Origin of the sequence: Streptomyces sp. NPDC048718 (assembly GCF_043198875.1) — a bacterium.
GTDB lineage: Bacteria > Actinomycetota > Actinomycetes > Streptomycetales > Streptomycetaceae > Streptomyces.
This window is the reverse complement of record NZ_JBICVG010000006.1, coordinates 407,604-432,263: the sequence shown is the minus strand read 5'-3', so window position 1 is coordinate 432,263 and position 24,660 is coordinate 407,604. Positions and strand designations below refer to the sequence as shown.

10 protein-coding genes are annotated in these 24,660 nt (G+C 73.5%); 1 reads left to right on the top strand and 9 read right to left on the bottom strand.

The genetic code is table 11. The annotated features are described in order from the left end of the window. Positions 1–14: 14 nt before the first annotated feature. From ACGFRB_RS14520 to sbnA, 8 genes are all read right to left on the bottom strand, one after another. Positions 15–10,748 carry an amino acid adenylation domain-containing protein gene (locus ACGFRB_RS14520; protein ID WP_393243032.1) on the bottom strand — a complete coding sequence of 3,578 codons (10,734 nt, stop codon included), beginning with the start codon at positions 10,746–10,748 and terminating at the stop codon, positions 15–17. After that, positions 10,745–15,901 (bottom strand): amino acid adenylation domain-containing protein, encoded by a 5,157-nt coding sequence (locus tag ACGFRB_RS14515; RefSeq protein ID WP_393243030.1) that lies wholly within the window; start codon positions 15,899–15,901, stop codon positions 10,745–10,747. Before ACGFRB_RS14515 ends, ACGFRB_RS14520 begins: the two co-directional genes overlap by 4 nt. 162 nt (positions 15,902–16,063) lie before the next feature. Next, positions 16,064–16,291 carry an MbtH family protein gene (locus tag ACGFRB_RS14510; protein ID WP_393243028.1) on the bottom strand — a complete coding sequence of 76 codons (228 nt, stop codon included), beginning with the start codon at positions 16,289–16,291 and terminating at the stop codon, positions 16,064–16,066. Between the two features lie 294 nt (positions 16,292–16,585). Beyond that, entirely contained in the window at positions 16,586–17,533 is a 948-nt protein-coding gene (locus tag ACGFRB_RS14505; RefSeq protein WP_393243026.1) for a TauD/TfdA family dioxygenase, read from the bottom strand. A gap of 47 nt (positions 17,534–17,580) precedes the next feature. Continuing rightward, the gene (locus ACGFRB_RS14500) at positions 17,581–18,885 is read right to left on the bottom strand and encodes an MFS transporter (protein ID WP_393243024.1); all 1,305 of its coding nucleotides are present in this window, start codon (positions 18,883–18,885) and stop codon (positions 17,581–17,583) included. Next, on the bottom strand, positions 18,882–19,814 hold the full coding sequence (locus tag ACGFRB_RS14495; RefSeq protein ID WP_393243022.1) for an ornithine carbamoyltransferase: 933 nt from the start codon (positions 19,812–19,814) through the stop codon (positions 18,882–18,884). The genes ACGFRB_RS14500 and ACGFRB_RS14495 overlap by 4 nt, the downstream gene beginning before the upstream one ends. After that, positions 19,778–20,614, bottom strand: a complete 837-nt coding sequence (locus ACGFRB_RS14490) for a 4'-phosphopantetheinyl transferase family protein (RefSeq protein WP_393243020.1) — start codon at positions 20,612–20,614, stop codon at positions 19,778–19,780. Before ACGFRB_RS14490 ends, ACGFRB_RS14495 begins: the two co-directional genes overlap by 37 nt. Before the next feature lie 40 nt (positions 20,615–20,654). Further along, positions 20,655–21,689, bottom strand: a complete 1,035-nt coding sequence (sbnA, locus tag ACGFRB_RS14485; protein WP_363007454.1) for a 2,3-diaminopropionate biosynthesis protein SbnA — start codon at positions 21,687–21,689, stop codon at positions 20,655–20,657. Between the two features lie 133 nt (positions 21,690–21,822). On the opposite strand from sbnA, the gene sbnB reads away from it, so the two are divergent. Beyond that, positions 21,823–22,821 (top strand): 2,3-diaminopropionate biosynthesis protein SbnB, encoded by a 999-nt coding sequence (gene sbnB / locus ACGFRB_RS14480; protein WP_393243018.1) that lies wholly within the window; start codon positions 21,823–21,825, stop codon positions 22,819–22,821. Positions 22,822–22,894: 73 nt separating this feature from the next. On the opposite strand, the gene ACGFRB_RS14475 is transcribed toward sbnB, so the two are convergent. Further along, complete coding sequence (locus tag ACGFRB_RS14475) at positions 22,895–24,505, bottom strand: tryptophan halogenase family protein (RefSeq protein WP_393243016.1); 1,611 nt, start codon at positions 24,503–24,505, stop codon at positions 22,895–22,897. Between the last annotated feature and the right edge of the window lie 155 nt (positions 24,506–24,660).

The window sequence follows — 24,660 nt, the reverse complement described above, 5'->3', positions numbered from 1 at the left end:
CCGCGGTCCACCGGTCAGCGGTCGATGCCCACCGCCTTCAGGACGAGTTCGCTGAACTCGCCGTTGGTCAGTACGACGGCGCCGCTGCCGTGGTGCAGCCGGTTCATGGAGACGGCCTGGTAGCCGCCGGGTGACCCGCCGTGGCCGTACTCCACCTCCGCCCCGCCGGCGTCGACGATGGCGCCGAGGCCGTAGAAGCTGTCGCTGTGCGGGGTGAGCAGCTCGCGGGCGCTCTGCTTGGACAGCAGGGCCAGCGGGCGGCCCAGGTAGCTCCGGCGCAGCTCCAGTTCGAAGCGGGCCATGTCGGCCGCGGTGCTCCACAGTCCGGCCGCGGCGAGTTCCGGCTGGATCAGCCAGCCGCCTTCGAGGGTGCGGCCGTGCTCGTCGTGGCCGAGGGCCACCGGCCGTCCGGCGTGCTCCGGGAAGGACTGGTCGAAGCTGCTGCCCGTCATGCCGAGCGGGTCGAAGACCAGGCGCCGGGTCAGTGCCTCGAAGGACTCCCCGGTGACATCGGTCAGGAGCCGTTCCAGGACCGAGTAGTGGGCGTTGGACTTGTGGAACCGCTCCCCGGCGGGCCGCTCCGGTGTGACGCCCGCGCGCAGCAGGTCGGCGAGCTGTGGCACCGGCTGTCCCCGCCGGACCCCGTGGCGGGGGGTCTCGGCGAGTCCGCCCAGGTGGCTGAGGAGATGGCGGACGGTCACCGGTCGCTCGCCGGCGGGCAGCCGCCAGTCACGCAGATACGTGTCGGCGTCCGCGTCCAGGTCCAGCACGCCCTGGTCGACCAGGCGCAGGACGGTGAAGGCCGTCACGTGCTTGCCCCAGGAGCCGGTCTGGAAGAGCGTGTCGGGCGTGACGGGCTCGTCCGAGTCCGCCGCGAGGGTGCCGATGCTCTCCAGGGCGACCAGTTCGCCGCCCTCGATCACGGCGAGGCTCGCGCCCGGCACCCCGCTCGCGGCGAGGGCCTCCCGTACCGCCTCCGGGTCGAACTCCCGGCCGCCGCCGACCTGTTCCGAGGCCGGCCGGGACAACGTCTCGGCCCGTGCGGCCTCGGCCGCGGCCGTGACGGCCGCCGCGTCCACGGCCGCCGCCAGGGCGGCCAGGGTGTCGTGCTGGTAGAGCAGGAACAGCGAGATCTCCAGACCCGCCCGGCGGCCGGCCGCGATCACCCGGATCACCAGGATCGAGTCGCCGCCGAGCCGGAAGAAGCCGTCCTCGCGGCCGATCCGGGCGATGCCGAGCGTCTGCGACCAGATGGCCGCGATCCGCCGCTCGGTGTCGGTGGCGGGCTCGGTGTACGGGCGGTCGCCGCCGGCCGACCACTCGGCGGGCTCCGGGAGCGCCTTGCGGTCCACCTTGCCGTTGGGGGTCAGCGGCAACGCGGGCAGCGTCACATAGCCCGCCGGGATCATCGCCTCGGGCAGCACCTGGGCGAGGCTCTCGCGCAGCGCGGCCGGGTCCGGGGCGGTGCCGTCGGCGGTCACCACGTAGCCGATGAGCTGGTCGTGGCCGAGCGGGCCGGGCAGCACCGCGACCGCCGCGTCCGCGACGGTGTCGAGGGCGGTCAACGCGGCCTCGATCTCGCCGAGTTCGATCCGGACGCCGCGCACCTTGACCTGATGGTCGACCCGGCCGAGGAACTCGACGCTGCCGTCCTCGTTCCACGCGGCCACGTCCCCGGTGCGGTACAGCCGGGAGCCGGCCGGGCCGAACGGGTCGGGCAGGAACCGCTCGGCGGTCAGCGCCTGACGGCCGCCGTAGCCGCGCGAGACTCCGGTGCCGCCGGCGTACAGCTCGCCGGGCACGCCCACCGGGACCGGGGCCATCGCCGCGTCCAGGATGTACAGACGGGTGTTGCGCACCGGCCGGCCGATGGTGACCCGCGCCTCGCCGACCGGGTCGCCGGCCCGGACCACGGCGTGCGTGATGTCGTCCGAACACTCCGTCGGACCGTAGGCGTTGACCATCGGGATGTCCGGGAAGCGGGCGAACCAGCGCCGGCACAGGTCCGGCGGCAGCGCCTCGCCGGTCACCACCATCCGCCGCAGATCGGGCAGGGCGAGGGCGATCAGGCCCGCGTCCCAGGCGTCGAGCGCGGCGCGCAGCAGCGACGGGACGACCTCCAGGATGGTGATCCGCTCGTCGGCGGTCCGGCCGAACAGGGCCGCCGGGTCCACGGCCGCCGTCTCGTCGACCACACGCACCCGGCCGCCGACGACGAAGGCGACGAGCATCTGCCACACCGAGATGTCGAAGGACATCGAGGCGTTCTGCACGACCGAGTCGGCCCCGGTGAGCTGAAGGTCCTCGACCTTCGCGAGCAGGTGGTTGGCCATGCCGCGCCGGGTGACCTGCACGCCCTTGGGCTTGCCGGTCGAGCCGGAGGTGTAGATGACGTACGCGAGGTGGTCGGGGTCCGCGACCGGCGCCGGGGTGGTCGCCGGGTGGTGTGCCCAGGTCGCCGGCCGGTTCAGGCGGACGGCCGTCATGTCGAGCCCGTCCAGGGCCGGTTCGGTGAGCAGTACGGCGGCGTTCGCGTCCTGGGCCATGTACGCCAGCCGCTCCGCCGGCAGCGCCGGGTCGAGCGGCAGCCAGGCGCCGCCCGCCTTGAGCACCGCGAGGGCGGCGAGGACGGTGGCCGGGGAGCGCCGGGCGTGGATCGCCACGACGGTGTCCGGGCCGACCCCGAGCGTCCGCAGATGGTGCGCGAGCCGGTTGGACTCGGCGACGACCTCGGCGTACGAGAGTTCCACGTCGTCGGCGGTGAGCGCGGTACGGCCCGGGTCCTGGGCCGCGTACCGGTCCAGCTCCTCCTCGACCGCCACCCAGGCGGGCTCGCGGCCGGTCTCGGTGAAGGAGCGCAGCCGCTCCTCCTCCGCCTCGCCCAGGTAGGTCAGGCGCGGGTCGCCGTCCGGCGAGGCCGCCATGGCGGCGAGGACCGCGCGGTACATCCGGGCCAGCCGCTCGCCGTTCGCGCGGCTCAGGAACCGCGAGTCGGCGGTGAGGTTCAGGCCCCGGCCGCCGGTGGCGACGGTGAGCCCGAACTCGGTGGTCGTCTCGCCGACGCTCGATCCGGCGTCGATCCGGTCGCTGTCGAACAGCCGCAGGTCGTGGTAGTTGAACAGGACGTCGATCTGCCGCTGCGCGCCGGGGGCCTCCCGCTGGATGGCGGCCATCGGGTAACGGCGGTGGCCCCACAGGCCAACCTCGCGGGCGAAGACCCGCTGCACCAGCTCGTCCCAGGTGCGGGCCGAGCGGTCGTACGCGAAGGGCAGCGTGTTGAGGTACATGCCCAGCACCCGGTCGGAGCCGAGCACCTCGGGCCGCGCGTCGACGACGAGGCCGGTGTGGAAGGCCTCCTCCTCGGTGAGCTGGCTCATCACCTTGAGGTGGGCCGCCAGCAGCACGCTCTTGACGGAGACCCGGGAGCGCGACGCGAAGGCGCGCAGCGGCTCCTCCAGGTCGGTCAGGTCGACCGGCACCACATGGGTGCGGCGCTCGCCGGACTCGCCCCAGCCGGCCGGGATCCGCAGCGGCGCGTAGCCGTGTGTGACGCCCTTCCAGTACGCGCTGTCCACGCCCTCGGAGAGCGAGGCCAGTTCGCCGGCGACGAAGTCCGCGTAGCGGATCGGGGGCGCCTGGTAGGCGGAGGCGTCCGCCTGGCCGTCCCGGATCTCCCGGTAGCGGTCGACCAGTTCGGTGACCAGGGCGAACTGTCCCCAGCCCTGGGTGATCGCGTGCGGCTGGCTGAAGGTGACCCGCCAGGCGGCGTCGCTCTCCAGGTGCACGGCGACCCGCAGCAGCGGCGCCCGCGCCGGGTCGAAGCCGTCGGCCCGCTCGGCGGCGAGGAAGGCGGTGAGCGCCGCCTCCCGCCCTGCCTCGTCCTGTCCGCGCAGGTCGTGCACGCCGACGGGGATGCCGACGGTCTCGTGCACCAGCTGCATCGGCTGGGAGAAGCCGGTCAGGTCGAAGGAGGTCCGCAGCACGTCGTGGCGGGCGGTGACGTCCGCGACGGCGGCGCGCAGCGCGCTCTCGTCGAAGGGCTTGTCGTCGGTGACGCGGATGGAGACGCACTGGTGGTAGGTGGAGCCGCCGGTGTCGGCGAGCATCTCCACCAGCATGCCGAGCTGGAGCTGGGACGCCGGGTAGGCGTCGGCGACCCCGGCGGGCACCCGCTCCCGGTCGTCCGCCCCGAGCAGGGCGAACGGGGACACGGCGGTGATGCCGTCGGTCAGCGCCGGGCGGCTCGCGGCGGCCTCGGTGAGACCGGCGACGGTGCGCCGCTCGAAGACGTCGCGGACCGCGATGTCGTATCCGGCGGCGCGCAGGGCGCCGACCAGGTTGACGGCCCGCAGCGAGTCGCCGCCGAGGTCGAAGAAGGCGTCCTGGACGCCGACCCGGTCGGCGCCGAGGACCTCGGCCCACACCGCTGCCATCCGCTCCTCGGCCGGAGTGCGGGGGGCCGTGTAGTCGCCGGCCGTCATCGCGTCGCTCTCGGGGGCGGGCAGCGCTTTGCGGTCGATCTTGCCGGCGGCGTTCAGCGGCAGCGCGTCGAGCACGACGTAACCGGAGGGCAGCATCGCCTCGGGCAGCAGACCGGCCAACCGCTCGCGCAGCCCGCCGGGTTGGACGTTCTCGCCGGCCGCCGGGACGACGTAGGCGATCAGGCGCTTGTCGCCGGGGGTGTCCTCGCGGACGGTGACGGCGGTGTGCGCGACGCCCGGCAGGGTCGTCAGCGCGGCCTCGATCTCGCCGGGCTCGATGCGCACACCGCGGATCTTCACCTGGTTGTCGGCACGGCCGATGTACAGCAGGGTGCCGTCGGCGCGCATCCGGACGATGTCGCCGGTGCGGTACATCCGGGCGCCGGGCGCGGCCGAGAACGGGTCGGGGCCGAAGAACTCGGCGGTCCGCGCGGGCAGATTACGGTAGCCGCGGGCCAGTCCGTCGCCGCCGATGTACAGCTCGCCCGGGACACCGGCGGGCACCGGGCGCAGCCGCGCGTCCAGGACGTACACGGTGTTGTTGGCGATCGGGCGGCCGATGGAGATCCGGCTCGCGCCCTCGGGCACCTCCCAGCTCGTCGACCAGATGGTGGTCTCGGTGGGCCCGTAGACGTTGACCAGGCGGTCCACCCGGGAGCGCAGCTCGCCGGCGAGTTCGGCGGGCAGCGCCTCGCCGCCGGTGAGGGCGGTGACGGCGGACCGCTCGAAGCCCGAGCGCAGCAGCAGGTTCCAGCCCGAGGGCGTGGCCTGGACGTGGGTGATGCCGTGCCGCTCGACCAGGCGGGCGAGGGCGGAGCCGTCCTTGGTGTCCAGGCTGTCGGCGAGCACCAGGCGTCCGCCGGTGACCAGCGGCAGGAACAGCTCCAGACCCGAGATGTCGAAGGAGACGGAGGTCAGCGAGAGCCAGGTGTCGGCGCCGGTGGAGCCGAGCTGTTCGGCCATCGCGAGGAGCAGGTTGGCGAGGGCGGCGTGGGCGATGCCGACGCCCTTGGGGCGGCCGGTGGAACCCGAGGTGTAGAGGGTGTACGCCAGGTGGCCGGAATCGGCGCGGACGGGCTCCGTGGCGGGAGCGCCATCCACCGCGGCGTCGTTGGCGTTCGCCCCGGTCAGCAGGCGCGGACCGGCGTGTACGCCGTCGAGGACCGCGGCGAGCGCCGGTTCGGTGACGACCGGGCCCGCGCCCGCGTCGGACAGCACGTAGCCGATCCGGTCGGCGGGGAACGCCGGGTCGAGCGGCACGTACGAGGCGCCGGTGCGCCAGGTGCCGAGCATCGCGGCGACCAGCTCCGGGGTGCGGTCGAGCAGCAGCCCGACCACCGACTCGGGGCCGGCGCCCAGGGCGCGCAGCCGCCGCGCGTAGCGCTCGGCGTGGCCGAGCAGCCAGCCGTACGAGTACTCCCGGCCGCCCCACAGCAGGGCGACGGCGTCCGGGGCCCGCTCGGCCCGCTCGGCGAACAGGTCGTAGGCGGTGGCCGGGCCGCGGGCCACGGTGGTGTCGTTGACGCCGGTCAGCAGGTGTCCGCGCTCCTCCTCGGAGAGCAGGTCGATCGTGGCGTCGCCGTCCGGGTCGGCGGCCATCGCCTCCAGCACCTTGCGGTACATGGCCACCAGACGCTCGGCGTTCGCCTGGTTCACCGAGTGCGACTCGCAGGTGACGATGATGTGGCCGACGCGGGAGGAGACGGTCAGCGGGAACTCGGACGGGCTGTCGTCGATGCCGCCCTCATGGTCCACAAGGCCGGCGTCGACCTGCCGGAAGTCCTGGTAGTTGAAGTAGACGTCGAGCAGCCGGCGCGAGCCGCCCCACTCGCGCTGGATGGCGGCCATCGGGTAGCGGCGGTGGCCCCACAGGCCGACCTCGCGGGCGAAGACCTGCCGGACGAGCTCCTTCCAGGTGCGGGCGGAGCCGTCGTGGGCGAACGGCAGGGTGTTGAGGTACATGCCCAGCACCCGGTCGGCGCCCAGGAGTTCGGGCCGGGCGTCGCAGACGAGACCGGTGTGGAAGGCCTCCTCAGGGGTGAGCCGGCTCATCACGGCCAGGTGGGCCGCGACCATCACGCTCTTGAGGGAGGTCCCGGCGCGGGCGGCGAGCGAGCGCAGCCCCTGCTCAAGGTCGGTCCAGACGATGGCCGCCTGCACGGTCTCGCGAGGCGTCTCGGGGCTGTCGCCCCAGCCCTCGGGCAGCCGCAGCGGGGCGTGCTCGGTGACGACCGACTGCCAGTACGCGCGGTCCTCCGCCGAGTCCACGGCGCGCAGTTCACCGGCAATGAAGTCGGCGAAGCGCACGCTGGGGGCGTCGAAGGGCTCCGGCTCCACGCCGTCGCGGACCGCCTGGTAGACCTCGATCAGCTCCATGAGCAGCGAGTGGTGGCCCCAGCCCTCCAGGATCGGGTGGCATTCGGTGACCGAGATCCACCAGCCGGTGCCGTCGCCCGTGAGGTGCGCGTAGAAGCGCATCAGGCCGGGCACGGCGAGGTCGAAGACCCGGGTCCGCTCCTCGGCGGTGAAGGCGCGCAGCGCGCGGTCGACTTCGGCGGCGTCCAGCCCGCCGAGGTCCTGCCGGCCGAGCGGCATCTCGGCCTCGGCGTGCACGAGTTGCATGGGCCGGGAGTAGCCGGTCAGGGCGATCGAGGTGCGCAGCACCTCATGGCGGGCCGTCACGATCCGGCCGGCCTCGTGGAAGGCCGCCGGGTCGAAGGGCCGTTCATCGCGGATCTTGAAGGTGGAGACGTTGTGGTAGAGGTTGCGGCTGGTGTCGGCGAGCATCTCGACGACCATGCCGAGCTGCATCTGGGACAGCGGGTAGGCGTCGATGACCCCGGCGGGGACGGCCGCCCGGTCCGCCGCGTCGATCAGCGCGAACGGCTCGACGGTCTCCGGGCCGGCGGCGAGCGCGGGCTTCCCGGTGATCGACTCGCACAGCTGGGCGACCGTACGGAAGTCGAAGACGTCGCGCACCGACACGTCGTACCCGGCCTCACGCAGGGCGCCGACCAGGGCGATCGCCCGGATGGAGTCGCCGCCGAGGTCGAAGAAGGAGTCCTCGACGCCGACCCGGTCCACACCGAGCACCTCGGCCCACACCGCGGCGACCCGCTCCTCGACGGGGGTACGGGGCGCGGCATAGGCGCCCGTGCCGCGCAGCGACGTGGTGTCGGGGGCCGGCAGCGCCCGGTGGTCGAGCTTGCCGTTGACGGTGAGCGGGATACGGTCGAGGGCGACGAACGCTGCGGGCAGCATGTACTCGGGCAGCGTCCGCCGCAGCAGGGTGCGCAGGTCGCCCGGTTCCGGGAGGCTGCCGGGGGCCTGCTCGACGAGGTAGCCGACGAGTTGCTTCTCGCCCGAGTCGGCGCGGACCTGGACGACGGCCTCGCCGACGCCGGGGTGCTCCAGGAGCGCGTGGGCGATCTCGCCCAGCTCCACGCGGTAGCCTCGGATCTTGACCTGGTTGTCGATGCGGCCGATGAACTCCAGGCTCCCGTCGGGGAGTCGGCGCGCGGCGTCGCCGCTGCGGTACAGCCGGGCGCCGGGCGGGCCGAACGGGTCGGGGACGAACCGCTCGGCCGTCAGCTCCGGTCGGCCCAGATAGCCTCGGGCGACTCCGGGGCCGCCGACGTGGATCTCGCCGGGGACGCCGATCGGCGCCGGGTTGCCCGAGTCGTCCAGCAGATACACCGAAAGGTCGCTGAGCGGATGGCCCACCCGGTTGCCCGCGAGCGGTTCAAAGTCGGCCTCCCCGATCAGGTAGTAGGTGGTGTGCACGGTGGTCTCGGTGATGCCGTACATGTTGACCAGGGCGGGACCGTCGGGGCCGACCCGGTCCAGCCACGGCCGCAGCTCCGGGACTTCCAGCTTCTCGCCGGCGAACACCACGGCGCGCAGCGACAGTTCCCCGATCCTCGGGTCGCCGGAGCCGGCCGCCGCGATCAGCGAGCGGAACGCGGTCGGCGTCTGGGACAGCACCGTCACCCGCTCCGTGACCAGCAGGTCGAGGAAGTCGGAGGGTGAGCGGGTGACGTCCTGCCCGACGACGACGAGCCGGCCGCCGTGGAGCAGGGCGCCCCACATCTCGAACACGGAGACGTCGAAGGCGTAGCTGTGGAACATCGTCCACACGTCGTCGGCGGTGAAGTCGTAGTGCTCGTGGGCGGTGGTGAGCAGGCGCAGGACGTTGCCGTGCTCCAGGACGACGCCCTTGGGGCGGCCGGTGGAGCCCGAGGTGTAGATGACGTAGATGGTGGCGTCGGGTCCGGCCAGGGGCTCGGGGTTGATGGCGGGGCGGGCCGCGATGAGGTGGGCGTCGCGGTCCACGAACAGGGTCTCGACGTCCCTGGCGTCGGCGAGCGCCGGGGCGGTCCACTCCTGGCCGATGACGATCCGGGCGCCGGCGTCGGCCATGACGTAGGCGAGCCGGTCGGCCGGGTTGGCCGGGTCGAGCGGCAGATAGCCGGCGCCGGACTTGAGGATGCCGAGGAGGGCGGGCATCAGCTCGGGGCCGCGCTCCAGGCAGAGGCCGACGAGCTGTTCGGGGCCGGCGCCCATGGCGCGCAGCTGGTGGGCGATGCGGTTGGCGCGCTCGTTGAGTTCGCGGTAGGTGAGGTGGGCGGAGCCCGCCGTCACGGCGATCGCGTCGGGAGTGGCGGCGGCCCGCTCCTCGAAGACCTGGTGGACACAGCGGTCGACCGGGGCGCCGGGCCTGTGGCCGCTCAACGAGCCGGTGGCGACGGCGAGTTCGGCGTCGCCGAGCAGGCGCAGCCGGGAGACCGGAAGCGCCGGGTCGGCGGTGGCGGCGTCCAGCAGGTTCACCAGGTGTCCGGCCATCCGCTCCACGGTGGGCCGGTCGAACAGGGCGATGGCGTAGTTGAGGGCGCCGCCCAGCGATCCGTCGGCGCCCTCCTCGATCTGGAGGGTCAGCTCGTACTTGGCGACGCGGTCCTGGCGGGCGTACCGCTCGACGGTCAGGCCCGGCAGGGTGAGCGCGTCGAGACGCTGCTCGTGCATCGTGAAGGCGACCTGGTGCAGCGGGGTGCGCGACATGTCGCGCTCCGGCTGGAGTTCGTCCACGAGCCGGGCGAAGGGCACGGCCTGGTGGTCGAAGGCGTCGAGCACGGCGGTGCGGGTCCGGGCGAGCAGCTCACCGAAGCCCGGGTCGTCGGCCCAAATTCCGCGCATGACAAGGGTGTTGATGCCGTAGCCGATGAGCTGCTGGAGTTCGGGGCGGACGCGGCCGGAGACCACGGTGCCGACGGAGACGTCGGTCTGCCCGGTGTAGCGGGCCATCAGCACCTGGAAGGCGGTGAGCAGCACGGCGAAGGGGGTGGTGCCGCGGGCCGCCGCCAGCTCGCGGACCTTGCCGGCCAGACCTTCGGGGAAGGTGACGGGCACGTCCGCGCCGGTGGTGTCGCGTACGGCGGGCCGGGGCCGGTCGGTGGGCACCTCCACGGGCAGGGCGCCGGTCAGCCGCTCCCGCCAGTGCGCGAGGTGGCGCTCCAGGAGGGGACCGGACAGCTGCTCGCGCTGCCAGGCCGCGTAGTCGGCGTACTGCGCGTCGAGCGGGGCGAGCGGGGTCGCGTCCCCGGTGGTGTGCCGCGTGTAGAGGGTCCCGATCTCGCCGGCGAAGACCCGGGTCGACCAGGCGTCGCAGGCGATGTGGTGGAAGACGACCGCGAACAGGTGCTCGTCGTCGGCGATCCGGATCAGCCGGGCCCGGGCGGGCCACTGGGCGGCCAGGTCGAAGGGGGTGGTCAGCTCGCGCTCGACGAGCGCGGCGGCCAGCGTCTCGCGCTCGGCGGCCGGCTCGCCGGTCAGATCGTCGAGCGGCAGCGGGACGGGGGCCGGCGGGTCGACGAGCTGGACCGGGTCGATGCCCGCGAGGGCGTAGCGGGTGCGCAGGATCTCGTGCCGGTCGGTGACCGTCTGCCAGGCGGCGGCCAAGGCCGCGGGGTCGAGGGTGCCGCGCAGCCGCAGCACCATCGGGACCAGGTACTCGGCGCTGTCCGGCGCCAGCCGGCTGAGGAACCACATCTGCTGCTGCCCGGCGGACAGCGGGAGCGGCGCGGAGCGGTCGGCGCGCGGGATGCCGGCGGCCGGGGCGGTCCCCTCGGGGCGCGGGGCCCCGCCTCGCGGGCCGCGGCGGCCCGCGAGACGGCGGCGCAGCAGCTCGGCGCGCAGCTCGTCGGAGGACGGGGACCGGTCGGCGCGCGGGGCTCCGGCCGTTTGCGTGGGAGTCGTTTCCTGAATGCTCATGCTCGCTGCTCCTCCAACAGCTCGGCGTCCGACAGCTGCTCGATCTCGGCGCGGATACGGGACTCGACGGCGTTCGCCAGGCCGGCGACGGTCGGGTGCTCGAAGATCTCGCGGACCGGCAGCGCGATCTCGAACTCGGACTGGATGGCCGCGATCAGACGGATCGCGAGGATCGAGTTGCCGCCGGCCTGGAAGAAGTTCTCGCGTACGCCGATCCGGCGGCCGAGCAGCTCGGCCCAGATCTCCGCGATGCGCTCCTCCAGCGGGCCGGCCGGCTCGTCCTCGGCGGCCTGGGCCGCCGAGGGGACCGGGTCGGGCAGCGCCGCCCGGTCGAGCTTGCCGTTGGCGTTCAGCGGTACGGCGGCGAGCGCCGTGAACGAGGACGGGACCAGGTAGTCCGGCAGCGACCCGGCGCAGTAGGCAGCCAGTTCGCCGCCGTCCACCGGGTTGCCGGCCGGGACGAAGTAGCCGGCCAGCCGGACCGTTCCGGCGTCGTCGGTACGGGCGATCACCACGGCCTCGCGGATGCCCGGGTGGTCGGCGAGGACGGCCTGTGCCTCGCCCGGCTCGACCCGGTAGCCGCGGATCTTGACCTGGTGGTCGGTGCGGCCCAGGAACTCGACCTGTCCGCCGGGCAGCCAGCGGGCCAGGTCGCCGGTGCGGTAGAGCCGTGCCCCGGCCGCCCCGAAGGGGTCCGGCACGAACTTCTCGGCGGTGAGCGCGGGGGCCTCGGCGTAGCCTCGGGCCACGCCCGTGCCGCCGACGTACAACTCGCCGGTCGAGCCGGTCGGCACCGGCCGCATCGCCTCGTCCAGGACGTACATCGCCATCCCGGGCAGCGGTGCGCCGATCGGGACCACCGGCGGCAGGTCGCCCTCGGGCACCGGATGGACACAGGTGCCGACGGAGGCCTCGGTCGGGCCGTACTCGTTGATCAGCCGCCCCGCGCCGAGCCGCTCGGCCCACTCCCGGGCCAGCGGCCCCGGCAGCGCCTCGCCGGCGACGACGATCACTGCGGCCAGAGCGGCCGACTGCCCGGGCGTCAGCTGTCCGGTCAGGATGTCCAGATGTCCGGGGGTCAGCTTCAGGAAGCTGTACGGGCCCGAGGCCAGCAGCCGCTCCCCCAGCTCGGTGAGGTCGGTGTCCTGCGGGAGCATGACCACGCGCTGCCCGGCGAGCAGCGGCGCCCAGACGTTGGGCACGGCCAGGTCGAAGGCGGTGGAGGAGAAGACGGCGCTGCCTCCGGTGCCCCGCGCGACCAGCTCGCCCACGGCCCAGCGCAGGTGATTGGCCAGTCCCCGGTGGGGCACGGCGACGCCCTTGGGGCGGCCGGTGGAGCCCGAGGTGTAGATCAGATACGCGAGACGGTCGAGGTCGGCGGGGACCCCCGGCGCGGTGGCCGGCAGCGCGGCGAGGGCCGTCTCGGCGCCGTCCGCGTCGGTGAGGACCAGGCCGCCCGGGTATCCGGCGAACCGGTCCGCGTAGCCGGTGGTGGTCACCACGAGCGAGGCGCCCGCGCCGGACGCCATCGTGGAGACCCGCTCGGCCGGCCAGGCCGGGTCCATCGGGATGTAGGCGCCGCCGGCCTTCCAGACGGCCAGCAGGGTGGCGGTCAGCTCCGCGCCCCGGTCGAGCAGCACGCCGACCCGGGACTCCGGGCCGATGCCGAGCGCGGCCAGATGGTGGGCGAGGCGGTTGGCACGGGCGTCGAGCTGCGCGTACGTGACCTCGCGGCCGTCCTCCTCGACGGCGACCGCGCCGGGCGTCCGTGCCGCCCGCACGGCGAAGATCTCGTGGACGGCGTCGGTGACGGGCTCGGCCGGGGCCGTCGCCCACGCGGAGGTGAGCCGCACCCGCTCGGTGGCGGGCAGCAGGTCACACTCGCCGAGAACGGTCTCGGGGTCGGCGGCGACGGCGGCCAGCAGCCGCTGGAAGCGTCCGGCGAGCCGCTCGACGGTGGCCGTGTCGTACAGCGCGGTCGCGAACTCCAGGCTCGCGAACATCGTGCCGTCGTCGTGACGGCGCATGTACAGCGTCAGGTCGGTGTGGGCGATCCCCCACATCTCCTGGAGGGTACGAATGTCCTCGTCGCCCTCGACGGCGCCGTTGAACGACTCGTCGTGCAGGTCGAAGGCCACCTGGTAGAGCGGTGTACGGGACAGGTCCCGCTCCGGCGCCAGCTCCTCGACCAGCCGCTCGAACGGCAGGTCCTGGTGGGCGAAGGCGTCCCGGGTGGTCCGCTTGACGCGCTCCAGCGCCTCGCGGAAGGTCAGCTTCGCGTCCAGGCCGCAGCGCAGCACCAGGCTGTTGAGGAAGAAGCCGACGACGTTCTCGGTCTCGGCGCGCTCGCGCCCGGCGACCGGGGTGCCCACCGGCACGTCCCACTGTCCGGTGTGGGCGGCGAGCAGCGTGGCGTACGCGGTCAGCAGGGTGGTGAACGGCGTCGCGCCGTGGCCGCGGCCCAAGGCGGTCAGGCGGGTGACGACCTCCTCGGGGACCGTGAAGTGCACGACCGAGCCGTGTCCGTCGCGGACGGCGGCGCGCGGCCGGTCGGCCGGCAGCTCCACGGGGGTGGAGCCGGCCAGCACACCGCGCCAGTGGGCGAGTTCCCCGGCGATGACCTCGTCGGTCAGCCGGGCCCGCTGCCAGGCCGCGTAGTCGGCGTAGTCGATGGACCGGGCGGGCAGGTCCGGCTCGGTGCGGGCGTCCCGGTAGGCGGCGATGAGCTGGTGGAACTCGCGCTCCAGGACGTTGGAGGACCAGCCGTCGGTGGTGATGTGGTGCATCGCCACCGTGACGATGTGGTCGCCGCCGCGCAGCCGGACCAGGGCGGCGCGCAGCAGCGGGCCGCTCTCCAGGTCGAAGCCCCGGCCGAACTCCTCCTTGAGGATCGCGGTGAACTCCTCGCGGTCCGCGTGCAGATGGCGCAGCTCGACGCGGTGCGGGGCGGCGATGTACTGCACGGACTCGCCGTCGACCACCGCGTACCGGGTGCGCAGCGCCTCGTGCCGCTCCACCAGGGCGTTCAGGGCCCGCTGGACATGGGCGACATGGGTGCCGTCGGGCACCTTGAGGAACATGCCGGCCACCCACTCGGGGCTCCGCGGGTTCATCCGGTCCAGGAACCACAGCCGGCGCTGGCCGAAGGAGAGCGGCAGCGGGCGGCCGTCGCGCGGGACGGCGGGGATCGCCGGCTCGGCGGCTTCGGGGGCATGGGCGGCCTGGGTCCGCGCGGCCCGCGTGGCTTGCGCGGCTCCGGGGGTCTCGGCGGTCGCTGCGGCTCCGGTGGTCGCTGCGGTCGCTGCGGTCGCTGCGGCTTCGGTGGTCTGCGGCTCCGGGGCGATCAGGCGGGCCTGCGCCTCGACGGTGGTCGCGGCGAACAGTCCGCGCAGCTGGACCTTGCGGCCCGACAGGGCGCGCAGCCGGCCCGCCAGCCGGGCCAGCTGAAGGGAGGTGCCGCCGAGGGCGAAGAAGTCGTCGTCGAGATGGACGCGTTCGGTCTTCAGCAGCTCCCGCCACGCGGCGGCGACCTGCCGCTCGGCCTCGGTGCGGGGCTCGCGGCCCTCGGGCCGGCCCTCGGCGCCGCCCTGCTCGGGGGCGGGCAGCGCGGCGCGGTCGACCTTGCCGTTGACGGTCAGCGGGAAGGCGTCCAGACGCAGGAAGACGGCCGGGATGTGAGTGTCGGGGAGCCGCTCCTGGAGGAAGCCGCGCAGGCCGGCCAGGATCTCGTCCGAGGGCGCGAGGACGTACGCGGCGAGCCGCTTGCCCCCGTCGGATCCGGGGAAGGCGGTGACGACGGCGCCCTGGATCCGGGGGTGGGCGCTGAGCGCGCTCTCCACCTCGCCCGGCTCGATCCGGACACCGTTGATCTTGACCTGGTGGTCGATGCGGCCGAGGTACTCCAGCGCCCCGTCCTCGCGCAGGCGCACCTGGTCGCCCGTGCGGTAGAGCCGCGAGCCGTCCTCGGCGAGCGGGTCGGGCACGAAGCGCTCGGCGGTCTGCGCGGGGCTGCCGAGGTAGCCGCGGGCCACGCCCACACCGCCGGCGTACAGTTCGCCCGCCTGGCCGGTCCGGACCGGCCGGCCGTCGGCGTCCGCGATCACCACGCGCATACCGCCGATGGGACGGCCGATGGGTACGGCACCGGAGTGCTGGGCGGGCTCGAAGCGGTGGGCGGTCACGTCGATCGCGCACTCGGTGGGCCCGTAGGTGTTCCAGATCTCGAAGCTGCCGTCGGCGGCCCGGTCGCCGAGCCGGCGCAGCACCCGCTGCGCGAGTTCGGCCTGCAGGGGCTCGCCCGCCGAGAACAGCAGCCGCAGCGCGTCGCAGCGCTCCCAGCCCTGCTCCTCGGCGAGGAGCCTGAGGACGGAGGGCACCACCTGGAGCACGGTGACCCGGTGCTCGGCGACGGCCGCCAGCAGGGCCGCGGGGTCGCGCTCGGCGCCCGCCGGAGCGAGGACCAGGGTGCCGCCGCTGACCAGGGGCGCGAAGACCTCCCAGACATGGGCGTCGAAGGTGACGGCGGTCTTGTGCAGGACGCGGTCGGCCGGCGCGAGGCCGTGGGTGCCGGTCGCCCAGGCGATGCGGTTGGCGATGCCCTCGTGGCTGACCACGACACCCTTGGGGGTGCCGGTGGAGCCGGAGGTGAAGATGACGTACGCGATGTCGAGCGGGCCCGCCTCGGCGACGACCGCACCGGCCGCCGGCGCCTCGGGCTCCTCGGCCGGCAACGCGCCGGGGGCGGACAGGAGCAGCGGCTCGGCGCCCGAACCGGCCGCGACGTGCGCCCAGTCGGACTCGGTGACGACGAACCCGGCCCCGGCCGCCTTCAGCATCCACGAGGAGCGCGCGGCGGGCTGCTCGGGGTCGAGCGGCAGATAGCCGGCTCCGGCCCGCCACACGGCAAGGAGTGTGGACACCAGTTCGATGGAACGGGGCAGGCAGACGCCGACCACCGCACCCGGGCCCACACCCAGGCCACGCAGCCGGCGGGCCAGCAGCCCGGCCCGGGCGTCGAGTTCGGCGTAGCTGATCTCCCGCGCGCCCTCGACCACGGCGATGGCATCCGGAGTCGCCGCTGCGCGGCCCGCTACGAGTTCGTGAGCCGGCAGCGGCTCGCTGGGGGAGGCGCCCGTACGCGACTCGGGATTCATGTCTCTGAAGCTCCTCGTTGGTGATCGGCGTGATCGGCGTGGTCGGGGTGATCGAGGGGGTGAGGGGGGGAGCGAGGGGGACCGGGTGGGGCCGGGTGCCGGGAGGGGGGCTGGGTGCTGAGGGCGGGGGGCTGAGGGTCGGAGCCCGGGGGTGGCGCGAGGTCAGCCGGCCATCGCGTCCATGCGGCGGCGCAGGCTCAGCGGACGCATGTCCGTCCAGACCTCGCCGATGTGGGCCAGGCACTCCTCGCGGGTGCCCTCGGTGCCCTCGGCGCTCCAGCCGGCGGGCAGCGGTCGGTCGGTCCACCAGATCGAGTACTGCTCCTCGATGTTCAGGACCACGCGGTGGGTGGCGGCTTCGGTCTGGGCGGGGGTGTTCTCAGCGGACACGGTCGTCTCCTGGGTGTCGTGGGTGTGTGACGGCGGAATGCCGGAATGCGGAAATGCGGGAATGACGAGATGCCTCAGTGGCGGGTTGTCGCGGTGCCGATTGGGCGGGATGCCGAAGTCGCGAGGGTGACGGGGGTGGCGCATCGCCGGAAGAGCGGGAAGGAAGGCGGGTGGCGGAGCCTGCGCCCGGGGGCGGCCCGACCGCCGGAGTGCCTGGCCGCCGGTCGGTCGGCCGGCCGAGTCGGTCGCCCTGCGGGCCCGCAGGCCCGTAGACCCCGGCCGGTCCGTCGCGCGTCAGTCGGTCATCGCGACGAGGATCCGGCGCGGCCCGGTGAACGCCCGGCGGCCGTGGCCGACCAGCACGTTGTCGATCAGCAGCAGGTCGCCTCGGTACCAGTCGACGTCCACCGCGTTGTCGAGGCCCCGGTCGCGGATCTGGATCACGTACGCGTCGGGGATGGGCGAGCCGTCGGCGAAGGCGACGGACTGCGGCAGCTCCTCGGGCGGCATGATCGCGGCCAGCGCCTTGGCGGTGTCGTCGCCGAGCGCGGCGGGGTGCCACTGGTCGGCCTGGTTGAACCAGACCTCGTCCCCGGTGACCGGGTGGGTGATGATCGCGGGTCGCAGCTGGCTGACGCGCAGCGAGCCGTCCGGCTGCCACTTCCAGTCCGCGCCCGTGCCGGCGAGGAACTCCTCGACCCGGGCCTGGTCCTCGGTCTCGAAGGTCGCCTGCCAGCTCTTGCCGAGGCCCATGCCGCCGTGCAGGTTCTGGCTGTAGCGGACCCCGCCCGCGAACGCCGCGCGCACCTCCGGGTCAAGGCAGGCGAGCCAGCGGGTTCCGTCGATGACCGGGGTGGCGCCGCCGGTGGCCGGCTGCGTCTCGCAGTAGAACAGCAGCCGGGCGGGCCACTGGTGGGCGTAGCTCATCTCGTTGTGCATCGAGATGCTGAACTCGGCCGGGTACTCCGTCGAGGTGTAGATGTTCGAACCGACCTTGGTACGGGGCGAGTTGCCGTGCACATACGCCAGCCGGTTCGGCAGCAGCAGGTCCATCACCCCGTCCAGCTCGCCCGGTTCGACGCCGAACCCGCGGAAGACCAGGGCCTTCTCCCGGGCCAGCAGACCGCCGAGGTCCTCCAGCGAGCCGAGGTACTCGGCCAGGCCCCGGGCACTGGCCTCGGTCCCGGTCTTCGCCGGTGTGACGACGGCGGGGGCCCACAGCGTGTTCGCCTTGCTGTCCATGCGTTCGCTCCTTCCTTGCTCAACCGGTCCCACCTTCGGAGGCGGGCCTATATTTCTTCGCTATGGGCGGTATCGGTGTTCTCCGGCAGATCTGCTTCCGCTTCCGCTTCCCCCGGGACGGCCCGCAGCGCCGGTGACACCAGCGCCACCAGGGCGAGCAGGCCCATGCCCCCGGCGATGCCGAGCGCGGTGGCGTACGTGCCGAACAGGGCCAGCAGGAAGCCGCCGACGAGCGCGCCCGCCGAGGCCGTACCGGAGCCCACCAGCGCGAACACACTGGTCACCCGCCCCTGGAGACGCTCCGGGGTGATCTTGATCTGATGGACTCCGGCGACCACGTTCATCAGCGCCCCGGCGAAGCTCATCCCGCCGAGCAGCGCCCCGAGGGCGACCGGGTCCGAGACGAAGGCGACCGGTGCCATCAGCACCGCCCAGAGCGTGAGCGACCCGGCCAGCACCGCGCGCGGTGCCGCCCGGCCCGCCGCCTTGGAGCCCGTGAGCGCGCCGGCGACCCCGCCGAGCCCCGCGACCAGGCCGATCAGGCCGATGGACAGGGGTGAGCCGTCGTCCTGTTTGACCACGAGCGCGAATGTCAGCATCAGGATCTGGAACAGCAGATTGCTGCCGGCCAGCAGCACCACGGCCGTCCGCATGAAGCGCTGCCGGACGACCCAGCGCAGCCCCTCGGCCACGTCCGAACGCAGCGAGGTGGCGCTCGGGCTCCGCTCCCCCTGCAACGGCCGCCGGATCATCAACAGCGTGACGAGCGCCATCAGATGGGTGAGCGCGGTGAAGGCGAACGGCAGCCAGCGGCCGAACTGGAACAGTCCGCTGGCCGCGGGCTGGCCGAGGAGCCCGGCCGCCTGGCCGCGCGCCTCGTTCTGGCCGAGCGCCGCCGTCAGATGGGCGGGATGGACGACATGGCTGATCGCCGCCCGCTCGGCCAGCCGGTAGAAGAGCCCGGCGGCGCCGTCGACGAAGGCCGCCGCCGCCACCAGCGGGAGCCACAGCCGGCCCGCGAGCAGCATCGCGGTGACCGCCGCCATGGCCAGCAGCCCGGCCACGTCGCACAGGATCAGCAGCCGCCGGCGGTCCCACCGGTCGATGAGCGCTCCGGCCGGCAACTGGACGACCAGCTGGGGCAGAAGAGCCGCGAAGCCGACGACGCCGGCTCCGGCGGGAGAGTTCCCGAAGAAGATCATCAGCAGCGGGTACGCGGCCACGCTGGCCCGCAGTCCCAGGGCCGACAGTCCGGCGCCCGTCCACAACAGCCGGAAGTCCCGGTTGCGGCGCAGCGGTTCGGGCGCCTGCTCCGGCTCCGGCTCCGAGCGCGGTTTGTCCAGGAGAGTCATCGCGGGGCACCGCCCCGGCACCACTCCAGGACGGCCATGGCACTGTGCATCTTGTTCTCCGCCTGGTCGAAGGCGATGCTCCGGTCACCGTCGAGAACCTCGGCGGTCACCTCCTCGCCGCGGTGCGCGGGCAGGTCGTGCATGAACACGGCCTTCGGGCTGGTCCGCCACAGTCCGGCGGTCACCTGGAACGGCGCGAACCGCTCCCGCCAGTCGGCGTCGGGCTTGCTGGTGCCGGTGGTCTGCCAGCGGGTCGTGTAGATCACGTCGGCGTCCTCGGGCAGGTCCGCCATGTCGTGCCGCTCGACGACCGTCGAGCCGTGGGCCGCCGCGCTCGCCCGCGCCCGGGCGGCGACGTCCGCGCCGAGCCCGTACCCCTCGGGGGTCCGCAGCTCCAGCGCGGTGCCCTCGAATCGCGAGAGGCCGAGCGCGAGCGCCGCCGCCGTGTTGTTGCCCTCGCCGACGTACAGCACCCGCAGTCCCTCGATCCGGCCGAACCGCCGCAGCAGCGTGGTCAGATCGGTGAGCCCCTGGGTGGGATGCTCGTCGGCGGTCATGGCGTTGACCACCGACATCCTCGACTGGGCCGCCCAGGCCCGCAGTTCGGCCGGTTCGTCGGCGGTCCGCGCGACCAGCACGTCCAGCATCCGGGAGAAGACCCGGCCGGTGTCCTCGCTGGTCTCCCCGGTGTTGGTCTGCAGATCGCCGCCGGCGAAGGAGACGATGCGCGCGCCGAGCCGCAGCGCGCCCGCGGAGAACGCGGTGCGGGTGCGGGTCGACGTACGGCGGAAGTAGATCCCCGCGATCCGTCCGTCGAGCACGCCTTCGGGCGAGGACTGCCCAGAGGAGAACTCCGCTCCCCGCGCCACGATCGCGCGCAGGTCGTCGTCGGTCAGATCGTCGAGAGAGACAAGGTGGCGGACGGCCACGGCGTACTCCTTTTCACATCGGATTCCGTTCCGGCAGGCCCGGCGGGCCGCCGGCCGGCCGGAGGTGGTCTTTCGATCAGCCGCAGCGGTCCGGCCGCGGCCGCCTCACGCGCGATGGCGGCGTACCGGCCGGGACCGACCGCGAGGTCCTCGACCACCCAGGTGTCCTCTCCGGCGGCCGTCGTGTGCGAGACCACCAGGGGCCCGCCGTCGTCCGGACCATGGACGTCCACCTCGCGGGCGTCGGCGATCAGGCCGATGCCGCTCGCCTTGAGGACCGCCTCCTTACGGGTCCAGTAGCGGAGGAAGACCGCGAGCCGGGCCGTGGGATGCGTCTCCCGGCGCAGCTCGGCGAGTTCACGGTCCGACAGCACCAGCGGTGCCACCGGCTGTGTGTCGAAGCCCAGCACCTGCTCCAGGTCGACGCCGATCCGGCGGTCGCCGCCGGTGACCCCGAGCAGCCAGTGCGGTCCCGAGCGGGACAGGCTGTGGCTCAGGTCCGTCACCGGCCAGGTGACGCGCGGGGCGCCGTGCCCGGCGTCCCCGCACTCCGGGCAGCGCCGCCGGCCGAATTGGAGTCCGGCCGGCGGCGTGCCGAGGTAGGCCCCCAGGATGCGGCGTACCGCCACGTGCGCTCCGGTGTAGTTCCGGCCCGCCTCCTCGGTCATCGCCCGTGCCGAGGCACGTTCGGCCGCGGAGAGTTCGGCGAGGGCGTCGGGTCCGGGCTGCCGCTCGACCGTTCCCCACCACACGTGCGTCACATCGGCGTCGAAGACATCGGAGAAGTCCTCGGCACTCATGGGTGTCACCCCTGTTCTCATCGCCCTGATCCCCCACGGATCAGGCGCTGGTGGCGGCCGCGGGCAGTCGGGCGTCCCCGGGATCGGCGTAGTCGCCCTTCCACAAATGGGAGACCTCGCCGAAACGCTCGCCGACCCATTGGTCCGAATAAATGGTGCCGAGGTAACGGTCGCCGCCGTCCGGGAAGACCAGGACGACATTCGAACCGTCGGGAATCCACTCGCGGAACTTCTCCAGAGCGGCCACCGCGGCCCCGGAGGAACCGCCGATCAGAATTCCCTCGTGATGCACCATCCGCCGGCAGGAGACCACGCAGTCGAGATCGGTGACGTGCACCACCTCGTTCGCCGCCGCGGGATCGAACAGCGCCGGCGTCACCGCCGCCCCGTGCCCGGGGATGATCCGCGGGCTGTACGGCTGGCCGAAGATGGCGCTGCCCACCGCGTCGACCGCGACGACCGTGGTCGTCAGCGCGTGGTCCCTGATGTAGTCCGCGCAGCCGCGCAGCGTGCCGAAGGTGGACACCGGCGAGAACAGGTAGTCGACCCGTCCCTCCAGCGCCTCCGCGATCTCCCGCATGGTGTCGTGGTGCGCCCGCGGGTTGAGCGGATTCGCGTACTGGTTCGGCCAGTACGCCCCCGGCAGCGTGGCGACCAGCTCCCGGACGCGGGCGAGCCGGGCGGCGAGGTACTCGCCGGTCACCGGATCGGGCGTCCGTACGACCTCCACCCGCGCGCCGTACGCGGCCAGCAGCGCGAGGTTCTGCTCGGTCGTCTTCGCGTCGACGACACAGATGAAGTCGATGCCGAAGTACTTGCAGATCTGCGCGATGCCGATCGCCAGGTTCCCGGAACTCGACTCGACCACCACCGAGTGCCCCGGAATCAGCCGGCCCTCCCTGATCCCGCCGCGCAGCATGCCCAGCGCGGACCGGTCCTTGACGCTCCCTCCCGGATTGAACCTCTCCATCTTCGCGAACACCCGGGAGTTGAAACCCGGGAACATATTCGCCAGTTCGACCAGCGGGGTATTCCCGATGGTGTCCAAAATCCCCTGGAAAACGGGACGGCTCATTCTGCCCTTCCCTCTGTCGTGGCTTTCGGGATACGCCAGGGTGGGCCGCCGTCCTATGCGAGTTCTATTAGAGATCCGCTATAGAGGGCACCGCCAGGGTCGCCGCACGATTCACCCATCGAAAGGAACCGTGATGCTGATTCTTCGGCGCTCCGACGTCCAGGAGACCCTGGCGGGCCGCGAGACGGAGATCATCGAGCTCGTCGCCGACGCCTACCGGCTGCACGACGAGGGAGCCACGGCGCTGCCCCACTCGACCTTCCTGCGCTTCCCCGAGGAACAGCACGCGCGCGACCGGATCATCGGCCTGCCGGCCTACCGGGGCGGGTCGGCCCCGGTGGCGGGCATGAAGTGGATCGCGTCCTTCCCCGGCAACGTCGCGGCCGGCCTGGAGCGCGCCAGCGCCAGCATCACCCTCAACTCCCTGGAGAACGGCCGCCCCACGGCCTTCCTGGAGGGCTCGGTCATCTCGGCCAAGCGCACCGCCGCGAGCGCCGCGCTCGCCGCCCGGGTGCTGACCGAGGGCAACCCGCCGACCGGTGTGGTCCTCGTCGGCTGCGGGGTCATCAGCCTGGAGATCCTGCGCTTCCTGGCCGCCGCGCTGCCCGGGCTGACCGAGGCCGTCTGCTACGACATGGACCCGGCCCGCGCCGAGGCGTTCACCGGCATCTGCGCGGCCGAGGTCCCCGCTGTCAAGGTCTCCGCCGTCGCCGGCCTCGCCGAGGCCCTCGGCTCGCACCCGCTCGTCTCCTTCGCCACCACCGCCGGCGAGCCCCACACGGATCTGTCCGCCTGCCTCCCCGGCACCACCGTCCTGCACATCTCGCTGCGCGACCTCACCGTCGAGACGATCCTCGGCGCCGTCAACATCGTCGACGACGCCGACCACGCCATCCGCGAACGGACCTCCCTGCACCTGGCCGAACTGGCCACCGGAAACCGCGACTTCGTCAACGCCTCCATCGGCGCCCTGCTGCGCGGCACCGCCTCCGTCGAACGCGCGGGGACCCGTCCCGTCGTGTACTCCCCCTTCGGCCTGGGCGTCCTCGACATCGCGCTCGCCGAGTACGTCCGCGAGGAGGCCGGGCGTGCGGGCCGGGGCGTCACGGTGGACGACTTCCTCGCCGGCTGACACCCCGGACCGAGAGTCCCGTGGATCGCCCGAGGGGGGACGGCGGCCCGGCTGCCGTCCCCCTCTGCCGTCGTCAGGCACCGTGCAACTGCCGCAGGTACTCGTACGCCGTCGGCAGCGTCTCCAGGAGGATCCGCTGCTGCCGCTTGACCGAGGTGAACACCTCGTCCGCCGCCGCGGCCTGCCGCATCTGGTGGGCGAGCGCGGGCAGTGGACGCTCCGGCTCGGCGCCGAGGCCGGTGAGCACGCTGTAGTACTGCCCGTCGGTCCAGACGCCGCGCAGTTCCGCCTCCGGCCGGCCGGAGGCTCCGTAGTACGCGGCCTCGTCCGCCGCGGCCGGGTTGACCGGCAGTCCCGCCCGGTAGGCGGCGGCCTTGTGCCGTAGCCCCTCGGGCAGCTCCCGCCCCTTGGCCGCCCGCCAGAACGGGGTGTCCGCGCGGGGCGCGAACGCCAGGTGGGCCTGGACGAAGTCCCGGGACTGCGCGAAGAGTTCGGCGGCCTCCCGGTTGTAGTGCTCGGCGAGCACCGGGTCGGGGTCCCGGCCGGGGAAGTGGGTCACGAGCCGGTGCAGCGCGGCGAGCAGGAAGTGGCTGTCGGTGGGCTGGAGCGGCCCGAGGGATCCGGCCGCCCGGCCGACGGCGACGGTGTTGCCGACCCAGGCGCGGCGCAGCCGCCCCACCCGCAGGCCGACCGTCTCGAAGCGGGCACGGGCGGCGTCGATGCCCCAGAGGCCGGCCAGCTCGGCGGCGGCCTCCTCCTCGCTCGTCAGCGCGCTGTGGTGCGCGTGCCCGGCGGTGAAACCGGGGCGCAGCGGGGTCTTCCAGGCCCAGCCCGAGGGCAGGGCGGCGACGGAGGTGTACGGGTCGACGACGCCCGCCGTCTCGTCGTGGGGCAGCCGGGCGACCACGGCCCGGTCGCAGAGCAGTTCGTCCGACAGGCCCTCGAAGGGTTCGCCCAGGGCTCCGCCGAGGAGCGCGGCGGCCGGGCCGGAGCAGTCGAGGAAGAGGTCCCCTTCCAGGACGTCCCCCTCGGCGGTCCGCAGGGCCGTCACCAGGCCCTCGCCGCCCCGGTCGGCGCCGGCGAAGGTGCCCTGGACGACGCGGACGCCCGAGGTCCGCAGTGTCAGCGTGCGCAGATAGCGGGTGAGCAGGGCGCCGTCGACATGCCACGCGTACCGGGTGGCCACCCGCCCGTCGAGCCAGCGCGGCGCCAACCGTGCGTCCATCAAAGGCGGTTCGCGAAAGCAGGCGTAGTCGAACGGCTCGGTGGTCCGCCCCTCCCGGGTGCGCAGCAGCCAGTACTGGGACAGCGGCAGGCCCTCGCAGTCCGGGAGCAGTCCGGTGGAGTGGTAGAAGTGGTCCTCGCCACCGCCCGGCAGCGCACGCGGATCGGACGAACCCGGGCCCTCGGTACGCCAGTTGACGAAGCGGGTCGCGGTGCGGAAGGTCGCGCCGCAGGCCCGCATCCACTCCTCCTCCCGGACGCCGAGGAGGTCGAAGAAGCAGCGGTGGAAGTGGGGCAGGGTCGCGAACCCCTCGGTCCCGGGGGCTGGTCGGTCGCCTGGGCTCTCCAGGACGGTGATGTCGACCGTCCCGCCCAGGGCCTGTCCGAGATGGGCGGCGGTCATCCACCCCTCGGCTCCGCCGCCGAGGATCACCACCTTCTCCACGCGTCGGCTGTTCATCTCGTGGCACTCCTTGCGGACGGGCGCGGCGCGGGCGCGAGCGCGGGGGCACGGTCTCGGTCTCGGTCGGTCGGTCTCGAAGAGCGGCAGCTTCGCGGTCGTCCCTACAGGCGTTCTGTAGCGGCCCGTTCGCCGGGATATAGGTTTTCCGTAGA

Coding starts and splice junctions, on each gene's coding strand:
- ACGFRB_RS14490 (WP_393243020.1), bottom strand. CDS start 20,614: ATGAGTGCCGAGGACTTCTCCGATGTCTTCGACGCCGATGTGACGCAC.
- ACGFRB_RS14475 (WP_393243016.1), bottom strand. CDS start 24,505: ATGAACAGCCGACGCGTGGAGAAGGTGGTGATCCTCGGCGGCGGAGCC.
- ACGFRB_RS14505 (WP_393243026.1), bottom strand. CDS start 17,533: ATGGACAGCAAGGCGAACACGCTGTGGGCCCCCGCCGTCGTCACACCG.
- sbnA (WP_363007454.1), bottom strand. CDS start 21,689: ATGAGCCGTCCCGTTTTCCAGGGGATTTTGGACACCATCGGGAATACC.
- ACGFRB_RS14500 (WP_393243024.1), bottom strand. CDS start 18,885: ATGACTCTCCTGGACAAACCGCGCTCGGAGCCGGAGCCGGAGCAGGCG.
- sbnB (WP_393243018.1), top strand. CDS start 21,823: ATGCTGATTCTTCGGCGCTCCGACGTCCAGGAGACCCTGGCGGGCCGC.
- ACGFRB_RS14520 (WP_393243032.1), bottom strand. CDS start 10,748: ATGAGCATTCAGGAAACGACTCCCACGCAAACGGCCGGAGCCCCGCGC.
- ACGFRB_RS14515 (WP_393243030.1), bottom strand. CDS start 15,901: ATGAATCCCGAGTCGCGTACGGGCGCCTCCCCCAGCGAGCCGCTGCCG.